This is a genomic window from Chryseobacterium lathyri, assembly GCF_003290185.1.
Taxonomy (GTDB): Bacteria; Bacteroidota; Bacteroidia; order Flavobacteriales; family Weeksellaceae; genus Chryseobacterium; species Chryseobacterium lathyri.
Map to the genome: position 1 here is coordinate 1 of NZ_QNFY01000010.1, position 21,621 is coordinate 21,621.

16 protein-coding genes, 1 pseudogene and 1 riboswitch are annotated in these 21,621 nt (G+C 36.5%); of the genes and pseudogenes, 12 read left to right on the top strand and 5 right to left on the bottom strand.

Translation table 11 applies throughout. The features are described 5' to 3' along the window. The 11 genes and pseudogenes from DRF61_RS14870 to DRF61_RS14920 all read left to right on the top strand — a co-directional run. Positions 1 to 1,136: RHS repeat-associated core domain-containing protein (locus DRF61_RS14870; RefSeq protein ID WP_167409434.1), on the top strand; the 1,136-nt coding region annotated here is incomplete at its 5' end. After that, a complete protein-coding gene (locus tag DRF61_RS14875) occupies positions 1,111 to 1,584 on the top strand; it encodes a hypothetical protein (RefSeq protein WP_076354404.1) in 474 nt (157 codons plus the stop codon). The genes DRF61_RS14870 and DRF61_RS14875, both read left to right, overlap by 26 nt. Positions 1,585 to 1,821: 237 nt before the next feature. After that, the gene (locus DRF61_RS14880; RefSeq protein WP_111958415.1) at positions 1,822 to 2,370 is read left to right on the top strand and encodes a hypothetical protein; all 549 of its coding nucleotides are present in this window, start codon (positions 1,822 to 1,824) and stop codon (positions 2,368 to 2,370) included. A 135-nt stretch (positions 2,371 to 2,505) separates the two neighbouring features. After that, positions 2,506 to 2,673: pseudogene (locus DRF61_RS14885) on the top strand (RHS repeat-associated core domain-containing protein); the annotation flags it as partial. Positions 2,674 to 3,271: 598 nt separating this feature from the next. Next, entirely contained in the window at positions 3,272 to 3,820 is a 549-nt protein-coding gene (locus DRF61_RS14890) for a hypothetical protein (protein WP_146897153.1), read from the top strand. A gap of 324 nt (positions 3,821 to 4,144) precedes the next feature. After that, positions 4,145 to 6,979 (top strand): alpha-amylase family glycosyl hydrolase, encoded by a 2,835-nt coding sequence (locus tag DRF61_RS14895; RefSeq protein WP_111958419.1) that lies wholly within the window; start codon positions 4,145 to 4,147, stop codon positions 6,977 to 6,979. Positions 6,980 to 7,081: 102 nt separating this feature from the next. Further along, positions 7,082 to 7,190: riboswitch (SAM riboswitch) on the top strand. A gap of 97 nt (positions 7,191 to 7,287) precedes the next feature. Further along, the gene (locus DRF61_RS14900) at positions 7,288 to 9,708 is read left to right on the top strand and encodes a TonB-dependent receptor plug domain-containing protein (RefSeq protein ID WP_111958421.1); all 2,421 of its coding nucleotides are present in this window, start codon (positions 7,288 to 7,290) and stop codon (positions 9,706 to 9,708) included. Between the two features lie 7 nt (positions 9,709 to 9,715). Continuing rightward, positions 9,716 to 11,011 (top strand): APC family permease, encoded by a 1,296-nt coding sequence (locus DRF61_RS14905; protein ID WP_111958423.1) that lies wholly within the window; start codon positions 9,716 to 9,718, stop codon positions 11,009 to 11,011. Positions 11,012 to 11,148: 137 nt separating this feature from the next. Then, complete coding sequence (gene prfA / locus DRF61_RS14910) at positions 11,149 to 12,234, top strand: peptide chain release factor 1 (RefSeq protein WP_111958425.1); 1,086 nt, start codon at positions 11,149 to 11,151, stop codon at positions 12,232 to 12,234. A gap of 89 nt (positions 12,235 to 12,323) precedes the next feature. After that, the gene (locus tag DRF61_RS14915; protein ID WP_146897151.1) at positions 12,324 to 12,998 is read left to right on the top strand and encodes a hypothetical protein; all 675 of its coding nucleotides are present in this window, start codon (positions 12,324 to 12,326) and stop codon (positions 12,996 to 12,998) included. Positions 12,999 to 13,085: 87 nt separating this feature from the next. Then, entirely contained in the window at positions 13,086 to 15,194 is a 2,109-nt protein-coding gene (locus DRF61_RS14920; RefSeq protein WP_111958429.1) for a prolyl oligopeptidase family serine peptidase, read from the top strand. Between the two features lie 57 nt (positions 15,195 to 15,251). Here DRF61_RS14920 and DRF61_RS14925 read toward each other — a convergent pair whose 3' ends face one another. The 5 genes from DRF61_RS14925 to DRF61_RS14945 all read right to left on the bottom strand — a co-directional run bounded on the left by DRF61_RS14925 (position 15,252) and on the right by DRF61_RS14945 (position 19,031). Next, positions 15,252 to 16,172, bottom strand: a complete 921-nt coding sequence (locus tag DRF61_RS14925; RefSeq protein WP_111958431.1) for a hypothetical protein — start codon at positions 16,170 to 16,172, stop codon at positions 15,252 to 15,254. A gap of 213 nt (positions 16,173 to 16,385) precedes the next feature. Beyond that, entirely contained in the window at positions 16,386 to 16,721 is a 336-nt protein-coding gene (locus DRF61_RS14930) for a helix-turn-helix domain-containing protein (RefSeq protein WP_111958433.1), read from the bottom strand. After that, positions 16,697 to 17,125, bottom strand: coding sequence for a helix-turn-helix domain-containing protein (locus DRF61_RS14935; protein WP_111958435.1), 429 nt, complete (start codon positions 17,123 to 17,125; stop codon positions 16,697 to 16,699). The genes DRF61_RS14930 and DRF61_RS14935 overlap by 25 nt, the downstream gene beginning before the upstream one ends. Before the next feature lie 17 nt (positions 17,126 to 17,142). Beyond that, the gene (locus DRF61_RS14940; RefSeq protein WP_111958437.1) at positions 17,143 to 17,379 is read right to left on the bottom strand and encodes a hypothetical protein; all 237 of its coding nucleotides are present in this window, start codon (positions 17,377 to 17,379) and stop codon (positions 17,143 to 17,145) included. 128 nt (positions 17,380 to 17,507) lie between these two features. Next, positions 17,508 to 19,031, bottom strand: a complete 1,524-nt coding sequence (locus DRF61_RS14945; protein WP_167409435.1) for a helix-turn-helix domain-containing protein — start codon at positions 19,029 to 19,031, stop codon at positions 17,508 to 17,510. Positions 19,032 to 19,471: 440 nt separating this feature from the next. Between DRF61_RS14945 and scpA the strand changes: the two genes are divergently transcribed. Further along, positions 19,472 to 21,589: a methylmalonyl-CoA mutase gene (gene scpA / locus DRF61_RS14950; RefSeq protein ID WP_111958441.1), complete on the top strand. Its 2,118-nt coding sequence runs from the start codon at positions 19,472 to 19,474 to the stop codon at positions 21,587 to 21,589. Positions 21,590 to 21,621: the final 32 nt, after the last annotated feature.

A 21,621-nucleotide genomic window follows, 5' to 3' on the forward strand; every position in this document is an offset into this window, starting at 1 on the left:
CGGGTGCTGAACAGAATACAGATTACTTAGATGGATTTCAATATAACAATCTGGAAACATTTGGTTCAACGGTTCCTACGGTTCCAACATTAAAGTTTGTACCGACACCAGAGGGTTATTTTGATTTTGAAAAAAATAAGTATATTTATAATTATATTGATCATTTAGGAAATGTAAGATTGAGCTACTTTAATAATGGTACGGGCCTGGAAGTAGTTGAAGAGAACAATTACTATCCATTTGGATTAAAGCATAGCAGCTATAACAGTTTACCTGGGAATTACAGTTACCAGTATAAGTACAATGGCAAGGAGCTTCAGGAGAGTGGGATGTATGATTATGGGGCAAGGTTCTATATGCCCGATATCGGTAGATGGGGTGTTGTAGATCCATTGGCGGAAACTTCTCGTCGTTGGAGTACTTATACCTATGCATACAATAATCCAATAAGGTTTATTGACCCTGATGGAAGACAAGCAACGGATATATACAAAATGGATAAAAGTGGCAATCTTACATGGATGGCTGAATCTAAAACAGATGTGATTTATACTGAAAAGAATTTTGATAGTAGTGGAAATCTAAAGACTGAAAATGATGGTGGATTTGAAGTTGGTGAAAAAGGCTTTATCAAAGAGAATACTCATCAATATTCAACAACTGGAGAGACATATTTGGACTTTAAAGGAGATGAAGCAAAAGGTATGGATTATCTTAATCAAGTAGGCGATTGGATGAAGTCGGGAGAAGTAAATGTGGAATTTGGGATACAGACAGCTGAAGTAAATGGTAAAGATAATACTGTTGTATATACATCTAATCAGCAAACGTCTACAAGTCCCGTTTATGAGGGAAGTAATGTTAAATTACAAGGACATTTGCATCCTGGGACATGGAGTCCTGACCAAATTTCAGGTCCTTTAAACCCTAGTGGATTTCGGATGTCACAGTTTCCGTTTAAGGCGAATGGTTATACTTCTAAGGTTTTAAGTAAAAAGAATAGTGGAGATAGAGTTTCTGCAGAAACTATGCCTAATGCAGTTAACTTTATTTATGCGCCAGCACACAATACAACCATTATATATAATAGCACACAAATAATTAAAGCTTATGAAGGAAAATTTAAAAAAGATTAAATTAGTTATCTTATTATATATTCTTTTATTGAATTTTGGATGTTCTGCTCAGACCCACCAAAAGAAGGAATTTTATAATTATGTAGAAAAAATAATTGCTGAAAAAGAGTTCGCTTTTTTTGAAATAAGCTTAATTAAAAAATGTAACAATCAATACCTGTTCGGTCTTGCAAAAATGAATTACAATGATAATCTCTCTAACAGAATTAAGACTTATCATTATAAAGGTTCTTTAATAATCTATGATTTGGGTGAAGAAAAAGATAAGCAAATTATTAACTTTTTCGATTCTTTTTTTGAAAAGACAAATCAAGATATCTCTAATCTAAAGAAAGGTAGGCAATCAACAATTGATGAAAGAATACTCTACTTCGTAGATAAAAAATTCATTCCAGATTTTAATAAAGCTCATATTTTTATGGAGAGCGACTGTAGTAAAAGCGAATAAGGGATTTTTCTCGCTCCCCGCTGCGCAAAGTCTGTGACTTTGAGCAGATAAAATAAACCACTGCAATTACATTGGTTTACAATAAAAAATTATTTAGAATGCAAGGCTAAGCTTTGGAAGAACCAGCGCAGGTGCTCTTGAAATTGTAGACAGCAACAATTATTATCCTTTCGGGATGAATCATTTGAAATCTGGTAACAGTTATATATGACCAACAACTAAATAAAGTATTAAGAGATGAGAGTGATAAAAAATATAGCGAAAAAAAGTAAAATATTGTTTTTTTTAATATTTAGCTTTTTCTATTTCATTAAAGGTCAAGATCTAAAACTCTTTACTCCTATAATTATTAGCAATCTTTCAAATGGAATAGCTAATAATGAAAAAGTCAATAAAGTTGTTTTGGATTACTATAATCCAGATCCTAATGAAATGAATATAAAGAATATAAATTTATTAAAATACAGTTCTGATGATGATACTGTTTACTTATTTGATACAGAACACAATAAATTTAAATTATTTTTAAATTTTAAAAATCCAGGGAAATTAACTTCTTCTGAAAATTTTTTAGGTGTATTTAGATATTTTAATTTGACTCAAAAATCTGAGAAATGTTTTACAGTTTCCTCTGCTAGTGGAAATTATCCCAGTCATATTGAAAAAATAAGATCAATAGAAATACTTGAAAAAAGCAAAAAGTATATAATTTTAAAAGTTAACTATTCAGACATTTATGATTTTAACGGTTATGGCGTTTTAGTTTTACAAGATTATACTAAGTGATTATCTATTGCCATGATTTGATCTGGCAGTTGTAATAAAATATAGCGTTGATTTTCAACGCTATATTTTTAAAATTTAAAATGGATCATTAAAATGATATTTGGAGTTGGAAAGTATAAGAATTATAAGTAAAGAGGGAAGGAGTTGCAAGAGACGGGGATGTATGATTATGGGGCAAGGATGTATATGCCGGATTTGGGAAGATGGGGAGTGGTGGATCCATTAGCTGAGAAATCAAGAAGATGGTCGCCCTATACCTATGCTTATAACAATCATATCAGATTTATAGATCCAGATGGTAGGTCCAATAAGGATATTATTATCCTAACTGCAATGATTCTTTTAAAGCTTCTAAAGAAATACTCTATAAGACAGCAGAAGGTAAAAGAATTTGGGATAAACATGGGACTAGTAAAAACAGAAGATATTTATATAAATTCTAAAAACTTTGGGACTAGTTCTTCCACTGTAGCAGAAGCAATTCATGATGTTAAATCTATGGGACTTGCAAAGGATGGTAAAGTATCAATTCCTTCAGGGTATGTTAACTCTTCTGAATTTAATAATCTAGACATATCTAAATCAGGAGATAAAAAAGTTCATTTGGTTTCTTTAAATGAAAACTATTTTAAAGGAAATAATAGTGATTCAACATATAGCACAAAGCGAACAGATGATGCAGGTAATTCAAAAACAGTTGGATATAGCAATTATGATTTAGCAGAAGCAATTTATCATGAAATCAAATCGCATATAGAAGATTCAACAGGAGGTGCTGACGGAGATCATATTAAATATGGAGCTGACGGTTTTAAACTTATAGTCCCACGTACACCAGGATCTCCTGCTGAAATGATTATGAATCAATTAATACAAGTTAGAGATGCAAAAAAAAACAAAAATGACAAGAAAAATTAAAATAGTATTTTTATTTATCCTGTTATTATCTTTTACTAATAATATAGTAAAAGGGCAAATTTTAGAGTTTTACAACCCTATTCTTGTAACTTATAAATCAGGAATATTAAATAATGAAAAGATTAACTTAGGAATATTTGATTATTTTAAGCAAGATACTTCTAAGATGAAATATGAATATTTAAAATATGATTCTGACAAAGAAAGTTTATACAAGTATGACAATGCAAGCAAAATTTTTCAAAGAATAATATGTTTGAAGGCTGAGAGTTTTAAATCGCAGGAAAAAATAAAATTAGGAATATTCGATGAATTTAATTTAGTAAAAAAAGATTCTAAAAGCTTTATAGCTTCTTCACCGTATGGAAAATATCCTTCTCATCATAAAATAATTAATTCTATTGAGATACTTCAAAAAACAAAAAAAACATTAATATTAAAGATTAATTATCAAGATCAGTTTGAATGGAAATATTTTGGAATACTAGTTCTAACAGATTATAAGTATGAGAATGTAGAAGATGATGAATAAAATATAGAATTTAATTAATAAGCCACTATCTAGTGGCTTTATTAATTATAAATACAATGGCAAGGAACTTCATGAGATTAGGATGTATATGCCCGATATTGGAAGATGGGGTGTATAACAATAGAGAATAATTACAATGGATTTTAGGAAAATAATTCAAGCAATATATTTAAAAAGGGGGTCATATTTATTATAAGCTATCTTTTTCAACTTTTTAAAGTTATTGATGATATTTAAATTGGAAATTATATTTTCATACAAAAAACAAATAATTTCAAAAAATAAATTACTTTAGTAGTTGGCTAATTTGAAAAAAACAATTTTATGAAAAAATTTTATTCTACAATACTGCTGTTTCTTACTATTCTGGCATTTGGACAAATAACTTATACGGTTACACCCGCTGCTTTTGATGAGACGGATCAGATTATTTTAAGCATACCGGGAAATCAAATCGATGAAACTGCTTGGGGTGTTTCAAATAATGCCATTTATATCTGGTCCTGGTCTTTGGACACTAACTATCAGAACAGCCAGGACTGTCCTACAAACGGCAGCTGGAATAATTCTAATGAGCTGAATAAGCTCACTTACAATTCAGGGACAGACACATATTCTCTAACCTTTACTCCTACTGCTTTTTATGGAAGAACGGGAATCGGAAGGTTCGGGTTTTTATTAAAAGATAAAACCGGAGCTCACCAAACCTCTCCCGATATATTTGTCAATGTAGGGATCTTAAATTTGAACTTAACCAATCCGGCTGCGAATAGTCTGACTACAGTTCCGGCAGGAAATTCAGTCAATATTACGGCGTCCACCAATGTTGCCTCAACATTTCAGCTAAAAGCAAACGGAGCAGTAGTAAATTCTACTTCAACTCCTTCACAGTCGTATAATTATAACTATACGGTGACTCAGGATGCCAATATGGAACTGATTGCAACAGCCAATTCAAATACTAAGAATGCTACATTCATATTGCAGGTCCCAAGAAATGTCATTTCTGAAGCAATTCCGGCTTGGATCAGACAGGGAATCAATTATAATCCTACAGATAATACAAAAGTAGGTCTCGCACTTTATGCCCCTCATAAAAACTTTGTACATGTCATCGGAAGCTTTAATAACTGGACGGTGAATGACTCTTATTTAATGAAGCGGGATATTACAAATCCTGATTTGTACTGGATAGAGCTGACCGGATTGACTCCACAACAGTTATATACTTTCCAGTACAGAACCAATGATCTGAGAAAAGTAGCGGATCCTTATTCACCTCAGATCTTATCTTCCTATGATGATCAGTGGATTTCAGCTGCCACCTATCCTAATTTACCTCCGTTTCCTGCAGGACAAAACTTTGAAGTATCTATGTTTAAAACCGGGCAGCCGCCTTACAACTGGCAGGTGACCAACTTTCAAAGACCTGCTAAAGAAAATCTAGTGGTTTATGAATTATTACTGAGGGATTTCACACAGGAAAAAAACTGGCAGTCATTAATCAACAAGATATCTTATTTAAAGAATTTAAATATTAATGCTATAGAGCTTCTTCCTATTATGGAATTTGAAGGCAATCTTTCATGGGGATACAATACTTCTTTCCATTATGCCCTGGACAAAGCTTACGGAACTTCTGAAAAATTTAAAGAATTTGTAGACCTGTGTCACCAGAATGGGATAGCGGTTATTTTAGATATTGCATTTAATCACGCGACAGGACGTTCACCTTTGGCTAGACTGTGGAATATTGATCCGGATGGAGACGGTTTTGGTGATATCGCTGCCAATAATCCTTATTTTAATCAGGTTCCGAAGCATTCCTATAATGTGTTTAATGATTTTAATCACTCAAGTCCTTCAACGCAGTATTATGTTGAAAGAAGTCTTCAGCAATGGCTGACTGAGTACCATATTGATGGATTCCGTTGGGATCTTACGAAAGGATTTACCCAGAACTGCTCTGAAAATGATGAAACCTGTACCAATGCTTACCAGCAGGACAGAGTAGATATTATGAAAAATTATGCCGACAAACAGTGGGCTATAGACCCAAATTCCTATATGATATTTGAACATTTAGGAACCGATGCTGAAGAGCAGCAGTGGGCCAACTATAGAATTGCCGAAGGAAAAGGGGTAATGCTTTGGAATAAGCAGACTGAGCCTTACAACCAAAACACAATGGGCTATAAGGAAAACAGTAACTATGACAGAATGAACCACAGTCTTCACGGCTTTACCAATATGCATGCTGTAGGATACGGGGAAAGTCACGATGAAGAAAGATTGATGTTTAAAAACCTTGCGTATGGTGCGGTTAATGGAAGTTACAACGTTACCAATCTGAACACTGCTCTTGAAAGAATGAAAACTTTCGGAGCAACATTCTTTACCATTCCAGGCCCGAAAATGATCTGGCAGTTTGGTGAATTGGGCTATGAATTCAGCATCAACCGATGTGCAGACGGTACAATCAGCAGCGGATGCCGTACAGATGAAAAACCTGTTGCCTTTACTTTAGGATATGATACCAACGCCAACAGAAAAGCAGTGTATGATACCTGGGCTAAAATTATCAATATCAGAAATACTTATCCGGTTTTCAAATCCAAAACATATACTGTAGAGTCTAACAATCTTACCAACGATCCTGAAGGGCTGATCACCAGAATTTATGTATATGACAATTCAATAGCCGGAATGAAGAATGTGGTAGTTTTGGCGAATTATACCACTGCCGCTCAAAATGTTGTTCCTTACTTCCCTTATACAGGGCAGTGGCAGAACCTGATGGATAGCTCTGTTTCTAATATTGCTTCTACAACAGCTCCTATTACCTTACAACCGGGAGAGTTCAGGATTTTTGGGAATTATGCAGGGGCACTGTCAGCATCTGATGTAAATGCTGCGAATAAACTCTCGCTTCAGATTGCAGATAATCCTGTGAAAAACGGTGTAGCAAAATTAATATATCACAAAGCCAAAAACGGAGAGATTGTTATTTTTGATATGAGCGGTAAAAAAATAGATTCAATTAAATTGAATACCGAAAACGGAACTTATGAATTGAAAGCGAATTACCCGCCGGGAACCTATTTGGTTCACCTGCAGTCTGAAACAGGCACTGCCATTCAGAAGATGATTATTAAATAACAAAAGAGGGACGATAAACATCGTCCCTCTTTTTTATAAAACACTACAGAATATATAAATCTAATTTTTGCCAATTAAAAATATTAGTCTACTTTTGCAGTAGATTTATCAAGAAAGGTGGAGGGATTTGGCCCTATGAAACCTTAGCAACCTGCACGACTCTAAAAAGTGTAAAGGTGCTAATTCCAACCCAGTTTGGGGAAGATGAGAAAAGTCAATATTCTGACAACAATTCCATTTCTTGAAGTCTTTTATAGCTGCGGATGAGGTCCGTGGGGAATATTTATGATTAATTTACAAGGACAAAGATGAAAAAATTAAGCCTGTCTGTTATACTCCTGGGAGCTGTTTTGGTGAATGCACAGGAACAGGAAAAAGGAAATCAGATCGAAGATATAATTATCGTAGGAAACCGCAATACGAAAAGGACAAAACTGGAAACACCGGTTCCCGTAGATGTTATCAATATAGAAAAGCTACAGAAATCTGCGCCACAGACTACGGTTCAGGATCTGCTGAATTATGTGATTCCGTCATTTAATTCTGTAAGGCAGTCAGCATCTGATGGGACAGAACATATTGATCCCGTAACCTTGAGAGGAATGGGGCCGGATCAGGTTTTGGTACTCATCAATGGGAAAAGAAGACACACCACTTCACTGGTCAATTATCAGAATACCGTTGGAAATGGCTCTGTAGGAACAGATCTCAGTACAATTCCGGTAATCGCTATTGACAGGATAGAAGTGTTAAGAGACGGTGCAGCAGCACAATATGGTTCTGATGCCATTGCAGGAGTAGTCAATATTATTCTTAAGAAAGATATAGGAGCATCAGCTTCAGCATCCTATGGAATTAGCGGAAGAAATGATGGTGAAACCTATCAGGCCGGAATCAATTACGGATCTTCTCTTGGGAAAAAGGAAAGTTATATAAACCTTTCATTGCAATTGAGCCACAGAGGAAAGACCACAAGAACTCAAAATCATGATCTGGACATTTTCGGAGATAATTTTGCCTATGAATTTGCTAATGATCCTATCGCGGCCAGAGCTGCTGATGATCAGATTATTAGAGAACGAGGCCTCACCAGGGATGACTTTAATTTTCAAATCGGGGATGCACAAATCAGGCAGGCCCAGTTGTTTTTTAATTCTGAATACCCTTTAAGTGAAAGCTTTAAGCTGTATTCCTTTGGAGGTTTCAGTATTAAACAAGGAAAAGGCTTCGGTTTCAGAAGGCTTCCCGGAGAAAAAGATAATGTAGTTTCTTCTATCTATCCAAACGGATTTCAGGCCTCTTTGAACTCGCAGGTTTACGACTTTTCTTATGCTGTAGGAGCAAAATATAATGTTAACAACTGGTTGTTTGATGTAAGTAATACTTTCGGAAGCAATACTTTCAATTATAATGTAGACAATACCAATAATGCATCTTTAGGGGCGAAATCTCCAACGAGCTTTTATGCAGGAGCGCACAGCTTTCTTCAGAATACGGTGAATCTTGATGTTTCTAAAAATCTGAATCAGTTTAATATAGCATTTGGGGGAGAATTCCGTTTTGAGCAGTACGAGATCAAACCGGGAGATGAAGCTTCCTACACCCGGTATGATATCAATGGAAATCCTGCGGTTCCCGGATCTACCGTGGAGGGGAATGGCGGCTCACAATCATTTATCGGGTTTTCTCCGGACAATGCTTTAAAGAAATCCAGGAATTCAACAGCCGTATATGCTGATGTTTCTTATGATATCGCTAAAAAATTGAACATAGATCTGGCAGGAAGATTTGAAAATTATTCGGATTTTGGAAATACGCTGAATGGAAAACTGGCCGTGAGGTATGAATTTGTAAAAGATTATGCAATACGGGCATCAGTAGGAACTGGCTTCAGGGCTCCATCGCTTCAGCAGCAGTATTTTAATAATTCCTATGCCGACATCTCCACTTCAGGATCGGGAATTGTCACCAAAGGGATTTTCAGGAATGACAGTGATGCAGCCAGAGCGCTTGGATTTGATCAATTAAAACAGGAAACATCAGTCAATGCCAGTGCAGGCCTTACCCTGAAACCTGCCAACAGGCTGTTTGTAACAGTTGACGGATATTGGATCAGAGTAAAAGACCGAATAGTGATCACCAGTAATATCGAAGATCCGAGACTGGCCCAGTACGACGTAGAAAGCGGAAGATTCTTTGCTAATGCAGTAGACACAGAAACAAAAGGAGTAGATGTTGTTATCACTTATGATTGGAAACTGGGCGGAGGAAATTTAAATATCAATCTGGCAGGAAATTATACAGAAACCAAAATCACAGATTTCCATTTTCCTGAAAACTTAGTGCCTTCCCAGGATGAATATTTCGGACCGGACCAGATCAATATCATCGAAACACTTTCTCCTAAGACAAAAGCTTCCTTAGGATTGAATTATGCAATTGGAAAATTCAATTTTATGGTGAGAAATACGTATTTTGGCCAGGTCATAAGAGATGGCTACCCATTTGGAAAAGTTCAGAAGTTCTCTTCTAAAGTGGTTACAGATGTGAGTGTAGGCTATGATATAACGAAAAATATTAATCTTACCATAGGAGCCAATAATGCCTTTGATGTGTTTCCGGACCTTCAGATCTATGAAAATTCATACTATGGCGTGTTTAAATATGCGCCGGTCCAGATGGGAACGCTGGGGAGTTATTTCTTCGGAAGACTTAATTTTAATTTTTAACTGCTAAATGAGTACTGCTACACATCAGATCGGCTGGAAAACGGCTGCCGCAATTGTTGTCTCCAATATGATAGGGACAGGAATATTCACCACGTTAGGCTTTCAGCTGTCTGATATTACCAACACCTACAGTATTTTCCTGTTGTGGATCATCGGCGGAATCCTAGCCCTGTTCGGAGCGTTTTGCTATGCCGAGCTGGGATCTTATTTTAAAGGAAACGGCGGAGATTATATTTATCTTAAAGAAACCTATCATCCGGTATTTGGCTATCTGGTGAGCTGGATCTCTCTGATCATCGGGTTTTCTGCGCCTGTTGCTTTGGCGGCACTGGCAATGTCAAAATACCTTTCAGCGTTTAATTATACTTTTGGAAACGGTTTTGCCATAGGCTTCATTTTTCTTGTGGCAGCGAGCTTATCGTTCAGCCTTAAAACATCAAGCAGGTTTCATAATTTTTTTACCTTTATCAAAATTGCTTTTATTATTATACTGGTGATTCTTGGCGTTGTGCTTTCAGGATCTGAGATAGGAAACAGCCTGAAATTCACTGACAGCTGGCAGAACGAGATTATGCTTCCAGCTTTTGCTACATCCCTGGTTTTTGTTACCTATTCCTATACCGGCTGGAATTCTGCTTCTTACATTGCAGGAGAAATAAAAGACGTTCAGAGAAATCTTCCTAAAGCTTTAATTGTGGGAACTGTTTTTGTCACAGTAAGTTATCTGCTGGTTAATTTTATCATGCTGAAACATGCACCTGTAAGCCAGCTGGCAGGGAAAGAAGATGTCATGGGGGAAGCCGCAGGGAATATGCTGGGCAGCGGTTTTGGGAAAATCGTCAATGTTTTTATTGCCTTACAGCTGATTGCTACCATCAGTGGCTATTTATGGGTAGGTTCAAGACTTACACAGGCTTTTGCGAAAGAAAACCATTTGTGGAGATCACTTGCTGTCAATAATAAAAAAGGAATTCCTGTAAGGGCTATTTTTGCTCATGCAGTGATTGCTTCAGTGATCATTCTGACAGGAAGTTTTAAAGAGATCTTTGTGTATACCGCTTTTATTCTTCAACTGTTTGCCAGCCTTTCTATTTCGACGGTTTTCTTTCTTAAAAAAGACCAGCGGAAAATATTTAAATCCAATATATTTTACATTTTTCCAACAGTTTTTCTGCTTTTCAGTATGTATATCCTCTACTTTACACTCATCCATAATCCTAAAGAAAGCATTATAGGACTTGGAATTGTAGCTTTTGGACTGATTTTATATGTCATTGACAGGAAATTTTTTAAAAAACCTTGACAGGGTAAATATTCTGTTTATTCTAAAAAAAACACCATAAATCCTAATGATTCAAAAAATTATATGAATCTGGCAGGTCAAAGGAATTTTAATTTGAATTAATAAATTCTTATCTTTGCACTCTCAAAAATTGCAGAATGTCTAAATCATTAATTCCAAAACTAGAAGCTATTAAACAAAGATATAATGAGGTTGCCGACCTTATTATACAGCCTGATATCATTTCAGATCAAAAAAAATATTCTTCTCTGAATAAAGAATACAGTGATTTAGGAAAGATTGTAAAAGTTTACGACCAGTATAAAGGTGCCCTGGATACGATTGAAGAATCTGATGAGATCATCGCCGACGGTTCAGACAGAGATCTTGTAGACCTTGCGAAAGAGGAAAAAATGGAAGCTCAGGCTAAAATACCCGGCCTGGAAGAAGAATTAAAAGTTCTTTTGATTCCTAAAGATCCTGCAGATGATAAAAACATCATAGTAGAATTACGTGCCGGAACAGGAGGTGATGAAGCGGCCATTTTTGTGGAAGACATCTACAGAATGTATAGCATGTACTTCAAAACAAAAGGATGGAGACATGAAGTGACGGATTCTAACGAAGCAGCAAAAGGCTACAAAGAACTCATCATGAAAGTAGAAGGGGAAGGTGTTTACGGAATCATGAAATTCGAGTCCGGAGTTCACCGTGTACAGCGTGTTCCCGAAACTGAATCTCAGGGAAGAGTTCATACTTCTGCCATCACCATTGCAGTGCTTCCGGAAGCTGAAGAAGTGGATGTGGAGATCAATCCTGCAGATATCGAAATGCAGACATCCCGTTCAGGAGGTGCCGGTGGACAGAACGTTAACAAAGTAGAGACTAAGGTACAGCTTACTCACAAGCCTTCAGGTTTAGTGGTTGTATGTCAGCAGGCCCGTTCTCAGCTGGCAAACCGTGAGCTCGCAATGGAAATGCTTCGTGCGAAATTATATGATATTAAACTTCAGGAAGTTCAGGGAGATATTGCTGCACAGAGAAAAACAATGGTTTCTACGGGAGACCGTTCCGCAAAGATTAAAACTTACAACTATCCTCAGGGGAGAGTGACAGATCATAGAATCAATAAATCTATGTATAACCTCGATGCTTATATGAACGGAGATATTTCTGAAATGATAGATGCAGTCATCATGGCGGAAAATGCAGAGAAGATGAAGGGAGAAGAAGAAAATTATTAAAAATAAATTATAAATCAGGCTCTTGAAATCCAGGAGCTTTTTTTTGCTGTATATTCATTCAAAAAAACATTGAATTAAAACAAAATAATATGAACAATTTTAAGGTCATTATATTCATGATGCTGGCATTGTTAAGTCAAAATCTGCTGGCTCAGACAGAAGTGAAGAAACCTTCTGAAGTCTTTGAAATGTATTTTGGAACTTTCGTTAAAAACGATGATGCTGTACTTTCTAAGCTGAATGATTATTTAAGACCTACCGTAGAAGGAGAAAATGCTTATCAGGTAGATTTTAAAACCGTTTCCAGGGATATGATGAAAGAAACCACCGACAACTTTTTATCTGCTTTTTCCAAAACTACGGCAGATGCCTGTAGAAAAGAAGCCGAAGATTATTTCACTGCTATGATGGAAAATTTTAAAAATGGAAAACTTTCCGTTAAAGACGTAAAAATTGTCCAGAATGAATATATAGAGGATCAGAAAATTGCTGAGGTTAATTATTCAGTCAGCTTCAAGGTTCCGGCTAAATTTTCTGATATTCCAACAGGGGATATGAAAAACGTTAAGCCTGAAGACCTTAAAAAATACCTTGTTCAAAGTGTACAGGCTTTTAAAAATGCTGATAAAACAGTGATAACGGAGCAAAAGTTCAGTTTGTACCAGCTAAACGAAGGTGGAAAAACATACTACTGGAACGGCAGCCCTGATGAAATTGTTGCGGGATTGACAGATTTCTATTTTGATAGTTTCGGATCTAAATAATGATCTTTGAAAAATAGTAATAAAGCTCTGGTTTCAGGGCTTTTTTTATTTCGTATACTTTACGTATTTTTGAGAAAACCCTTGATTATGAATTTTAAGCCTATGTTATTAACTGCTGGAGTTTTGTTTTCAGCAACTATTTATTCTCAAAAAATGAATTATCCTAAAGCAGAAAAAGGAAGTCAGACAGATACTTATTTTGGTAATGCGGTTGCAGACCCTTTCAGAGATCTTGAAAATGATTCTGACGCTACAAAGAAATGGGTAGATGATGAAGTAGCTTACAGCCAGAATTATCTTTCAAAGATCCCGTTCAGAAATACAATCAAGGATCAGTTAACCGAGATCTGGAATTATGAGAAAATTTCAGCACCTTTCAAAGAAGGAGATTATACGTACTATTATAAAAATAATGGCCTTCAGGCGCAGTCTATCTTATACAGAACAGATAATAAGACTAAAGCAACGGAGATATTTTTAGATCCTAATAAATTTTCAGAAAAAGGAACTACTTCTCTTTCCAATCTGTCATTCAATAAAAAAGGAAACCTGGCAGCATACTCCATTTCTGAAGGCGGGAGCGACTGGAATAAGATCATTATCATAGACGCCATTACCAAAAAACAGATTGATGAAACATTGGTAGATGTAAAATTCAGCGGAATTTCCTGGCAGGGTGATGAAGGATTCTACTATTCGAGCTATGATAAACCGAAAGAAGGAACGGTCCTTTCGGGAATGACAGATAAGCACAAAGTGTATTTCCATAAATTAGGAACAAAGCAATCTGAAGACAAATTGATCTTCGGAGGAGATAAAACACCCAGAAGATATCTTGGAGCAGGGGTTTCTGAAGACCAAAGGTACCTGATTATTTCTGCAGCCAATGCAACCAATGGGAACGAATTGTATATCAAAGACTTAAAAAAAGGCGGTGACTTTGTACAGATTAATAAAGGTTTTGATATTAATGCCAGTATTGTAGACACTCAGGGGGATGATCTTTTCATCTTTACAGATAAAGATGCCCCGAACATGCGTCTTGTAAAAACCAGCATTACCAATCCTTCACCGGAAACCTGGAAAGATGTTATCCCGCAAACAGAAAATGTATTGGGAATATCTACAGGAGGCGGATATTTCTTTGCTACTTATATGGTTGATGCTATTGATCAGGTAAAGCAGTTTGACAAAACAGGAAAACTGATCAGGGAAATTGCTCTTCCAGGAAAAGGAAACGTAGGAGGTTTCGGAGGAAAAGAAGAGGAAAAAGAACTTTATTTCTCTTTTAGCAACTATATTACACCGGGAACGACCTACAAATTCAATGCAGATTCAGGGAAATCAGAAGTTTATCAGAAGCCTAAAGTAAAATTCAATCCGGAAGATTATATTTCAGAGCAAGTGTTCTACACTTCAAAAGACGGAACCAAGATTCCAATGATGATCAACTATAAAAAAGGAACAAAGCTAGACGGTAAAAACCCTACGATCCTGTATTCTTACGGAGGTTTCAATATCAGCCTTCAGCCTTCATTCTCTGTAGTGAATGCGATCTGGATGGAAAACGGAGGAATCTACGCAGTGCCAAATATCCGCGGAGGTGGTGAATATGGTAAAAAATGGCACGATGCAGGAACAAAAACACAAAAGAAAAACGTTTTTGAAGACTTCATTGCAGCAGGAGAATATCTGCAAAGCAAAGGTTATACTTCAAAAGAATATATGGCATTATCCGGAAGATCGAACGGCGGGCTGCTTGTAGGAGCAACAATGACCATGCGTCCTGATCTTGCAAGAGTAGCGTTCCCGGGTGTAGGCGTTCTGGATATGCTGAGGTACAATAAGTTCACAGCAGGAGCAGGCTGGTCTTATGATTATGGGACTGCGGAAGACAGCAAAGAAATGTTTGAATATCTTAAATCATACTCTCCGGTGCACAATGTGAAAAAAGGAACATGCTATCCTTCCACAATGATCATTACAAGTGATCATGATGACAGGGTGGTTCCGGCACACTCTTTTAAATTCGGAGCAGAGCTTCAGGATAAGCAGGGCTGTAAAAATCCAATTTTATTAAGAATTGAGAAAAATGCAGGTCACGGAGCCGGAAGAGCAACCGACCAGGTGATCAGTGAAAATGCAGATCTTATTTCTTTTGCCCTGTACGAAATGGGAATAACAAAATTGAAATAATAGAATGTAAATAATAAGTTTCGGCCGCTCAGAGAGCGGCCGAAACTATTGTATATTTTACTTTGTGCTTTTAGTTTTATTCTTTTGTATCAGCTGATTTCTGATCTCATTCATTTGCTTTTGTATTTCTTCAATCTGCTTTTTCTGCTCTTCCATTATTTTTTCCGGACTGGTTGTAGTACGCGTGTTGTTTCCGCTGGCCATTCTTGAAGTATTGGAATAAGTGGCGGGATTATACGGATCTACCATACAGTCAGCATCAGGGGTTGTTCCCAGAACTCCGGCATCGGTTACGGTAATTTTATAGCAATTGCCTCCGGGAGATTTTAAAACAATAAGATCAGCTACATCCCTCCACACCAGATCATTTGGCGTTCCCGCAACATTTCCAGGAGCAGTTGATTTACCATGGGTTACAAGGACTTGCCCCCTTAGTCCGTAATTTCTGGGAAGGTAATATTCACCAGTAGTAGTTCCTGTATTGTCCTTGTACATAAAATAAGGACCTAGATATATGCTATTGGGAACAGTAAAAGAGGTATATACTCCTGTAGAGGTATCCTGTGAACTCATAGAAAAGCCACCCTGACTTGCTGTCATATTTGAATTTAGACTTCCATTTGAATTTGTAAGCATCGCTACGCTATACCCCGGCATATTAATCAAGTCTAATGCTGCTCCACCGTCGGAGGTACCTGTATTAAAAGAGGAAATGTTTTTAGTCTGTGCAAATATGCTCCCTGTTCCATCTGAAGGATTGATAACTCCGGCTATATTATATTCTGGGGCCAAGGTGGTGTTGGTTTCCAGTAAATATTGGGTATTAGTGGATGTATCTGTTTTGGAAGATCTGAAATCACCGTTTACATCCAGCGTTTTTTCAGGAGTTGAGGTATTGATTCCTACATTCCCGGTTCCTACTTGAGCCGATACGCTCGCCATGCATAAAACAAGGCAGGGTAAAAAAATTCTTTTCATCTGTTTCTGATTTTGGAAGCAAAAGTAGTAGTCTCTTAAACAGAAAGAAAGCTTTTTATCTGTAAAATTCTGAATTTTACAGATAAATACTTCATTATAACTGTTTGATAATTAATTATTTGATTGCTCTTTCTTGTTCCTGTATAGTAAGCTCTTTTTGATACATTTTGTAAGCACTGGAATAGGTATAAAGAGTTGAATTTTATAAATAAATTATTTTTTGCTGAATTTTTCTTTCCATTTTTTTACCGTGTTTCTGCTGAGGCTATAATGATTGGCTAACTCAGAATCATTCATCCTGTTCGTTTTTTGGTAATCCAGTATGGCTATTATTGTTGAATGATCGTAGGAACGGTATTTTTGATTAGTATATACCTTTCCGAAAATAATCTCATTCAGTTTGATGACCTCCAGGGTAGATAGCTTTTTTTTGGAAAGATAATAGTGGCATTCCTCTATTTTGTCAGGATGCTTCATGATGATGAGGTCAGAATATATTTTAATATAATCGGGAAAATCTGTATCTATCTCTGATGTTTTTTTATCCATTTGTATAAGGTGGTTTTTGGTATTTTATATTCTTCAATGATCTGTGTTTTACTTTTTTCTCCGGAAGCAACAAGGTGGAGGATAAAATCTATAATCTCTTTTGTGTAGACGCTCTTCCGGAATTCTGCAGGTTTGAGACTGTCTGAATTTCTTCTTTGATTGAAGTTTTGACTTTTGGGTGGGGAATAAAGAACCAGATGTTGGGAATATATCCTGAAAAAATCATATTTCAGTAATTTGCTCCATTTCAGAAGAATATCCGTATCAAGGGTTTTGGATTTATACATGGCTTCTATTTCTCTTTCAGAACATTTGAAAAAATCACACGATCGGGATATTTCTATGTTGCATTTCGCTATATGCTGGCGGATTAAATTTCCAATATGGATATCTTTAAAATTCATTTTTGCTGATCTTTATTTTAGAATGATGACAAGATTTTTTCAGGCTTTGTATACTGATTGGGAGTGTACAATGCATCTTTTGCTTTGAGCTCATTACCTGTTATCCTTGGAGCAATCAGTCCATCAGTCTTAGTAATATCAGAAGGAGTTGCTACAACATCTAAGGTTGCTTTGGAAGTGGATATATTTATCCCTACCTGAGCAAAATAAACTGCCGAAGCCAAAATAGCGACAGTAAATAATGCTTTTTTCATAAATATGTTTTTTCTGTTAGAATAATTTTATTGGAACAAAACTATCCCGACTATTTATGAAACCCTATTTATATACCTGTCAATTTCGGAATCTTACAGCATGAAAAATCTAGTTAACTGGTTTATTATCAGGTATTTGTTTGATCTTGATCTTTTGTTTGTATTTTATTTTCATTAGTCGCATTTTCAATAAAAACAGAAGGCGAAATTCCCGTGATTTTTTTAAAAATTTTTGAGAAATTTTCTGCGGAAGAGAAACCGGAGATTTCAGCAAGGGCACCTACCTTATATTTTCTATACTTAGAATCTTCCAGTATATTTCTGCATATATATTCTATACGAAGTTCATTGATGTAAGTATTGAAGTTTTTGCCATAATGTTGGCTGATGATTTCTGAAAGATAGCGTGGATTGGTCTTAAGGTCAGATGCCAGGGAAGATAAACTGAGATTGGGATTAATAAATTTTTCGGACTGCTCAAATTTTTTCAATTTCTGCAATATTTTTTTTTCAACAGCTTCCGGAATAGTACGGTCTTTTTGCGATTCTGTAGTATCTATCACCAATTCCAGAGGATTTTCCTTAGGAATAAAAGTACTGCTATTGTTTTCTTTTAACTTTTGTTCAAGCTTGGAAATTATGTTTTGGAAGAGTTGCTTTTGTTTTGCTTTCTTACGCTGATAATAAAAAATAATTCCCGCCAGACTCAGAACCGTAAAAATGCCAAGTGCCATCAAAAAATTATACGTACGTTTTCTTTTGTCGGCCTCTTCTTTTATAATACTATCCAAAATCTGTACAGATTTGTTGACCGCTTTTTGGTTTTCTGCGGAAAGACTGCTTCTCGCGGTTTGGTATAGTTCATTATACTTTTTATACTCCTTCAAATTATTTTCAGCCAGATAGTTTTGGGCTAAATAATGATATAATTCTACTCTTTTAGGATCCTTAGGCTCAGTAAGTTTTTCGGCACTTATCAATGTATCAATAGCTTTCTGATACTCTTTCCGGTTGGTATAAATAACAGAAAGGTATATTTGGGCAGAAGAAATATGATATTGCTCCCACTCTGTACCTTTCGCAGAAATAATTGCTTTTTCCAGCATAGCTTCTGCTTTCTCCCATTGTTTGGCAAAAACATAATTCACTCCAGCTCCCAAATACGTAACCGTATACTGAAATTTTACCTTATCGGATGTTTTCATATGGGAAAGTGCATCTAAAGATTTTGTGATGTAAATACTTGCGGAATCGTATTTTTTTTCTTCAGTAAGGGCTTTTGAATATTCTGTGAGAAGAAGGGATTTCACCCAGTTGCTTTCCTGTGGATCATGAATTTTTTCAGCATCGTTCAACCCTTCTTTCAAGGAAGATTTTGCTTTCGGAATAAGCCCGATATCTCTGTATCTGTTCGCTAAAAGCCCGCAAATTCGTACTCTTTGATTATAATTTTCGCCAAGATATGAAACGTCTTTAGCTTTTTGGGCAAATGAGAGTGCTTCATTGTTTTTTCCTAAAAAATAATAACAGGTGCTTATTTCCAGGTAAAGTTCTGCCAAAGAATTATGATCTTTAAATGTGGGCAGATAAGAATTAGCGATTGCCAAAGCAGAGTCTGGGTTTTTATCTTGCGCCTGCTGAATTCTCCTCATAGCCTTTACGAGTTCCGTTTGTGATATTTTTTTTGAATCGTCAACGGAATTTTGTGAGAAAATTAATGTAGAAAAGAATAGAAAGGGAAAAAATAAAAAATTTTTCATTAAATACCTGCTTTCTTACAAAAGTATTAAAAAAATAAGCTTGTAAATAATCAAATACTAAGCATCTCGAATTCCAAACTGTAATTTATGCATATGTTTCAATGTGCCGGAAGAGCAACTGATCAGGTAAAATACGGATCTTATAGCATTTGCTTTATATGAAATGGGAATAAAGAAATTGAAATAATATAATAATAAGTAAGTATTTCAATAACAGAGACCGGGCATTTGTCCTGTCTTTTTTATGCTTAAAGGTAAGGAAAACTGTACGTTAACATAAGTTTCATGTTTCGCTCAAAAAAATTAACTTTACGGAGACAAAAATTATTGGAATGCGAAAGACAATTTCTGTGAAAACTCCGGATTTTAGCATAGAGCCTCAGCAAAGAGAGATCTATAACTTTGAAAAAGACGGGTTAGAATTAAAATCATCTTACACCTCAGAAGATGTTAAAAATAAATCTTTAACACAGACTTCTCCAGGAATTGCACCCTATCTCAGAGGCCCATATTCTACCATGTACGTACAGAAACCATGGACGGTAAGGCAGTATGCAGGTTTCTCTACTGCAGAAGAATCAAACGCATTTTACAGAAGAAATCTGGCAGCAGGACAGAAAGGATTATCAGTTGCTTTTGATCTCGCAACACACAGAGGATATGATTCCGATCACTCAAGAGTAGTAGGAGATGTAGGTAAAGCAGGTGTCGCCATCGATTCTGTGGAAGATATGAAGATCCTTTTCAATGAAATTCCATTAGATCAGATTTCTGTATCCATGACCATGAACGGTGCTGTACTTCCAATTTTGTCCTTCTATATTGTGGCTGCTGAAGAGCAGGGTGTAAAGCAGGAATTGCTTTCGGGAACCATTCAGAACGACATTTTGAAAGAGTTCATGGTGAGGAATACCTATATTTATCCGCCGGCGCCTTCCATGAAAATTATTGCAGATATTTTTGAATATACTGCTCAAAATATTCCCAAATTCAATTCTATTTCCATTTCAGGATACCATATGCAGGAAGCAGGCGCCACTCCGGTACTGGAAATGGCCTATACCTTGGCAGACGGTCTTGAATATGTAAGAACAGGAATTAAAGCCGGAATGAACGTTGATGATTTTGCCCCAAGGCTTTCATTTTTCTGGGCAATCGGGATGAATCATTTCATGGAAATTGCAAAAATGCGTGCTGCAAGATACATCTGGGCAACTCTTTTAAAGCAGTTCAACCCGCAGAATGCAAAATCTTTAGCATTAAGAACCCACTCACAGACCTCTGGTTGGTCTCTTACAGAACAGGAACCCTTTAACAATATTACAAGAACAGCTATTGAGGCTCTTTCTTCAGCCTTAGGAGGAACCCAGTCGCTGCATACCAACGCTCTGGATGAAGCCATCGCACTTCCAACAGATTATTCAGCAAAAATTGCAAGAAATACCCAGATTATCCTCCAGCAGGAAAGCGGGATCTGCGACGTTGTAGACCCTATGGGTGGAAGTAACCTTGTGGAAAGCCTTACCCAGCAAATGATCGAGGAAGCGATGAAATACATCGATGAGGTAGAGCAGGAAGGAGGAATGACAAAAGCCATTGAAGCCGGAATTCCAAAAATGAGGATTGAAGAAGCAGCCGCTAAAAAGCAGGCTAAAATCGACAGTGGTGAAGAATTTATTATTGGCGTAAATTCATTCAGAACAGTCTTAAAACAGGACGGAATAGAGATCCTGGATATCGATAATACAGAAGTCCGCAGAAAACAGATCGAAAGACTTGAAAAAATAAAAGCAGAAAGAAATCCTCAAGCCGTTACAGAAATCCTGAACGAGATCCGTGAAAGTGCAAAGACAGGGAAAGGAAATCTTCTGGCATTATGTATAGAAGCAGCAAGAAGAAGAGTGACTCTTGGTGAAATGAGCGATGCCATGGAAGAAACCTTCGGTAGATATAAAGCCAATATTAGAACAATCTCTGGAGTATACGCTATGAATGCCGGAAAAAACGAATATTTTGAAAAAGCCCTTCATCTGACTCAGAAATTCGAAGAAGAAGAAGGCCGTCGACCAAGATTGATGGTTGCGAAAATGGGGCAGGACGGACATGACAGAGGTGCCAAAGTAGTAGCTACTGCATTCGCAGATATGGGATTTGATGTCGATGTGGCACCATTGTTTCAGACTCCTGAAGAAGTAGCCAAACAGGCCGTAGAAAATGATATCCACATTCTTGGAGTTTCCTCACTGGCAGCTGGGCACAAAACCCTTGTCCCTCAGGTGGTCGAAGAACTCAAAAAACTGGGAGCTGATGATGTGACCATTGTGGTAGGAGGCGTTATTCCACAGCAGGACTACGAATTTCTGTATGCCAACGGTGCCGATTTTATTTTCGGTCCGGGAACCAATCTTCCTAAATGTGCGGTGGAAATCTTAGAAAGATTTTTAAATTAACATTTTTTATAGAATAACTGCACAGCTTTTGT

Coding starts and splice junctions, on each gene's coding strand:
- DRF61_RS14920 (WP_111958429.1), top strand. CDS start 13,086: ATGAATTTTAAGCCTATGTTATTAACTGCTGGAGTTTTGTTTTCAGCA.
- scpA (WP_111958441.1), top strand. CDS start 19,472: ATGCGAAAGACAATTTCTGTGAAAACTCCGGATTTTAGCATAGAGCCT.
- DRF61_RS14875 (WP_076354404.1), top strand. CDS start 1,111: ATGAAGGAAAATTTAAAAAAGATTAAATTAGTTATCTTATTATATATT.
- DRF61_RS14940 (WP_111958437.1), bottom strand. CDS start 17,379: ATGAAAAAAGCATTATTTACTGTCGCTATTTTGGCTTCGGCAGTTTAT.
- DRF61_RS14925 (WP_111958431.1), bottom strand. CDS start 16,172: ATGAAAAGAATTTTTTTACCCTGCCTTGTTTTATGCATGGCGAGCGTA.
- DRF61_RS14900 (WP_111958421.1), top strand. CDS start 7,288: ATGAAAAAATTAAGCCTGTCTGTTATACTCCTGGGAGCTGTTTTGGTG.
- DRF61_RS14945 (WP_167409435.1), bottom strand. CDS start 19,031: ATGAGGAGAATTCAGCAGGCGCAAGATAAAAACCCAGACTCTGCTTTG.
- DRF61_RS14880 (WP_111958415.1), top strand. CDS start 1,822: ATGAGAGTGATAAAAAATATAGCGAAAAAAAGTAAAATATTGTTTTTT.
- DRF61_RS14905 (WP_111958423.1), top strand. CDS start 9,716: ATGAGTACTGCTACACATCAGATCGGCTGGAAAACGGCTGCCGCAATT.
- DRF61_RS14895 (WP_111958419.1), top strand. CDS start 4,145: ATGAAAAAATTTTATTCTACAATACTGCTGTTTCTTACTATTCTGGCA.
- DRF61_RS14930 (WP_111958433.1), bottom strand. CDS start 16,721: ATGGATAAAAAAACATCAGAGATAGATACAGATTTTCCCGATTATATT.
- DRF61_RS14915 (WP_146897151.1), top strand. CDS start 12,324: ATGAACAATTTTAAGGTCATTATATTCATGATGCTGGCATTGTTAAGT.
- prfA (WP_111958425.1), top strand. CDS start 11,149: ATGTCTAAATCATTAATTCCAAAACTAGAAGCTATTAAACAAAGATAT.
- DRF61_RS14890 (WP_146897153.1), top strand. CDS start 3,272: ATGACAAGAAAAATTAAAATAGTATTTTTATTTATCCTGTTATTATCT.
- DRF61_RS14935 (WP_111958435.1), bottom strand. CDS start 17,125: ATGAATTTTAAAGATATCCATATTGGAAATTTAATCCGCCAGCATATA.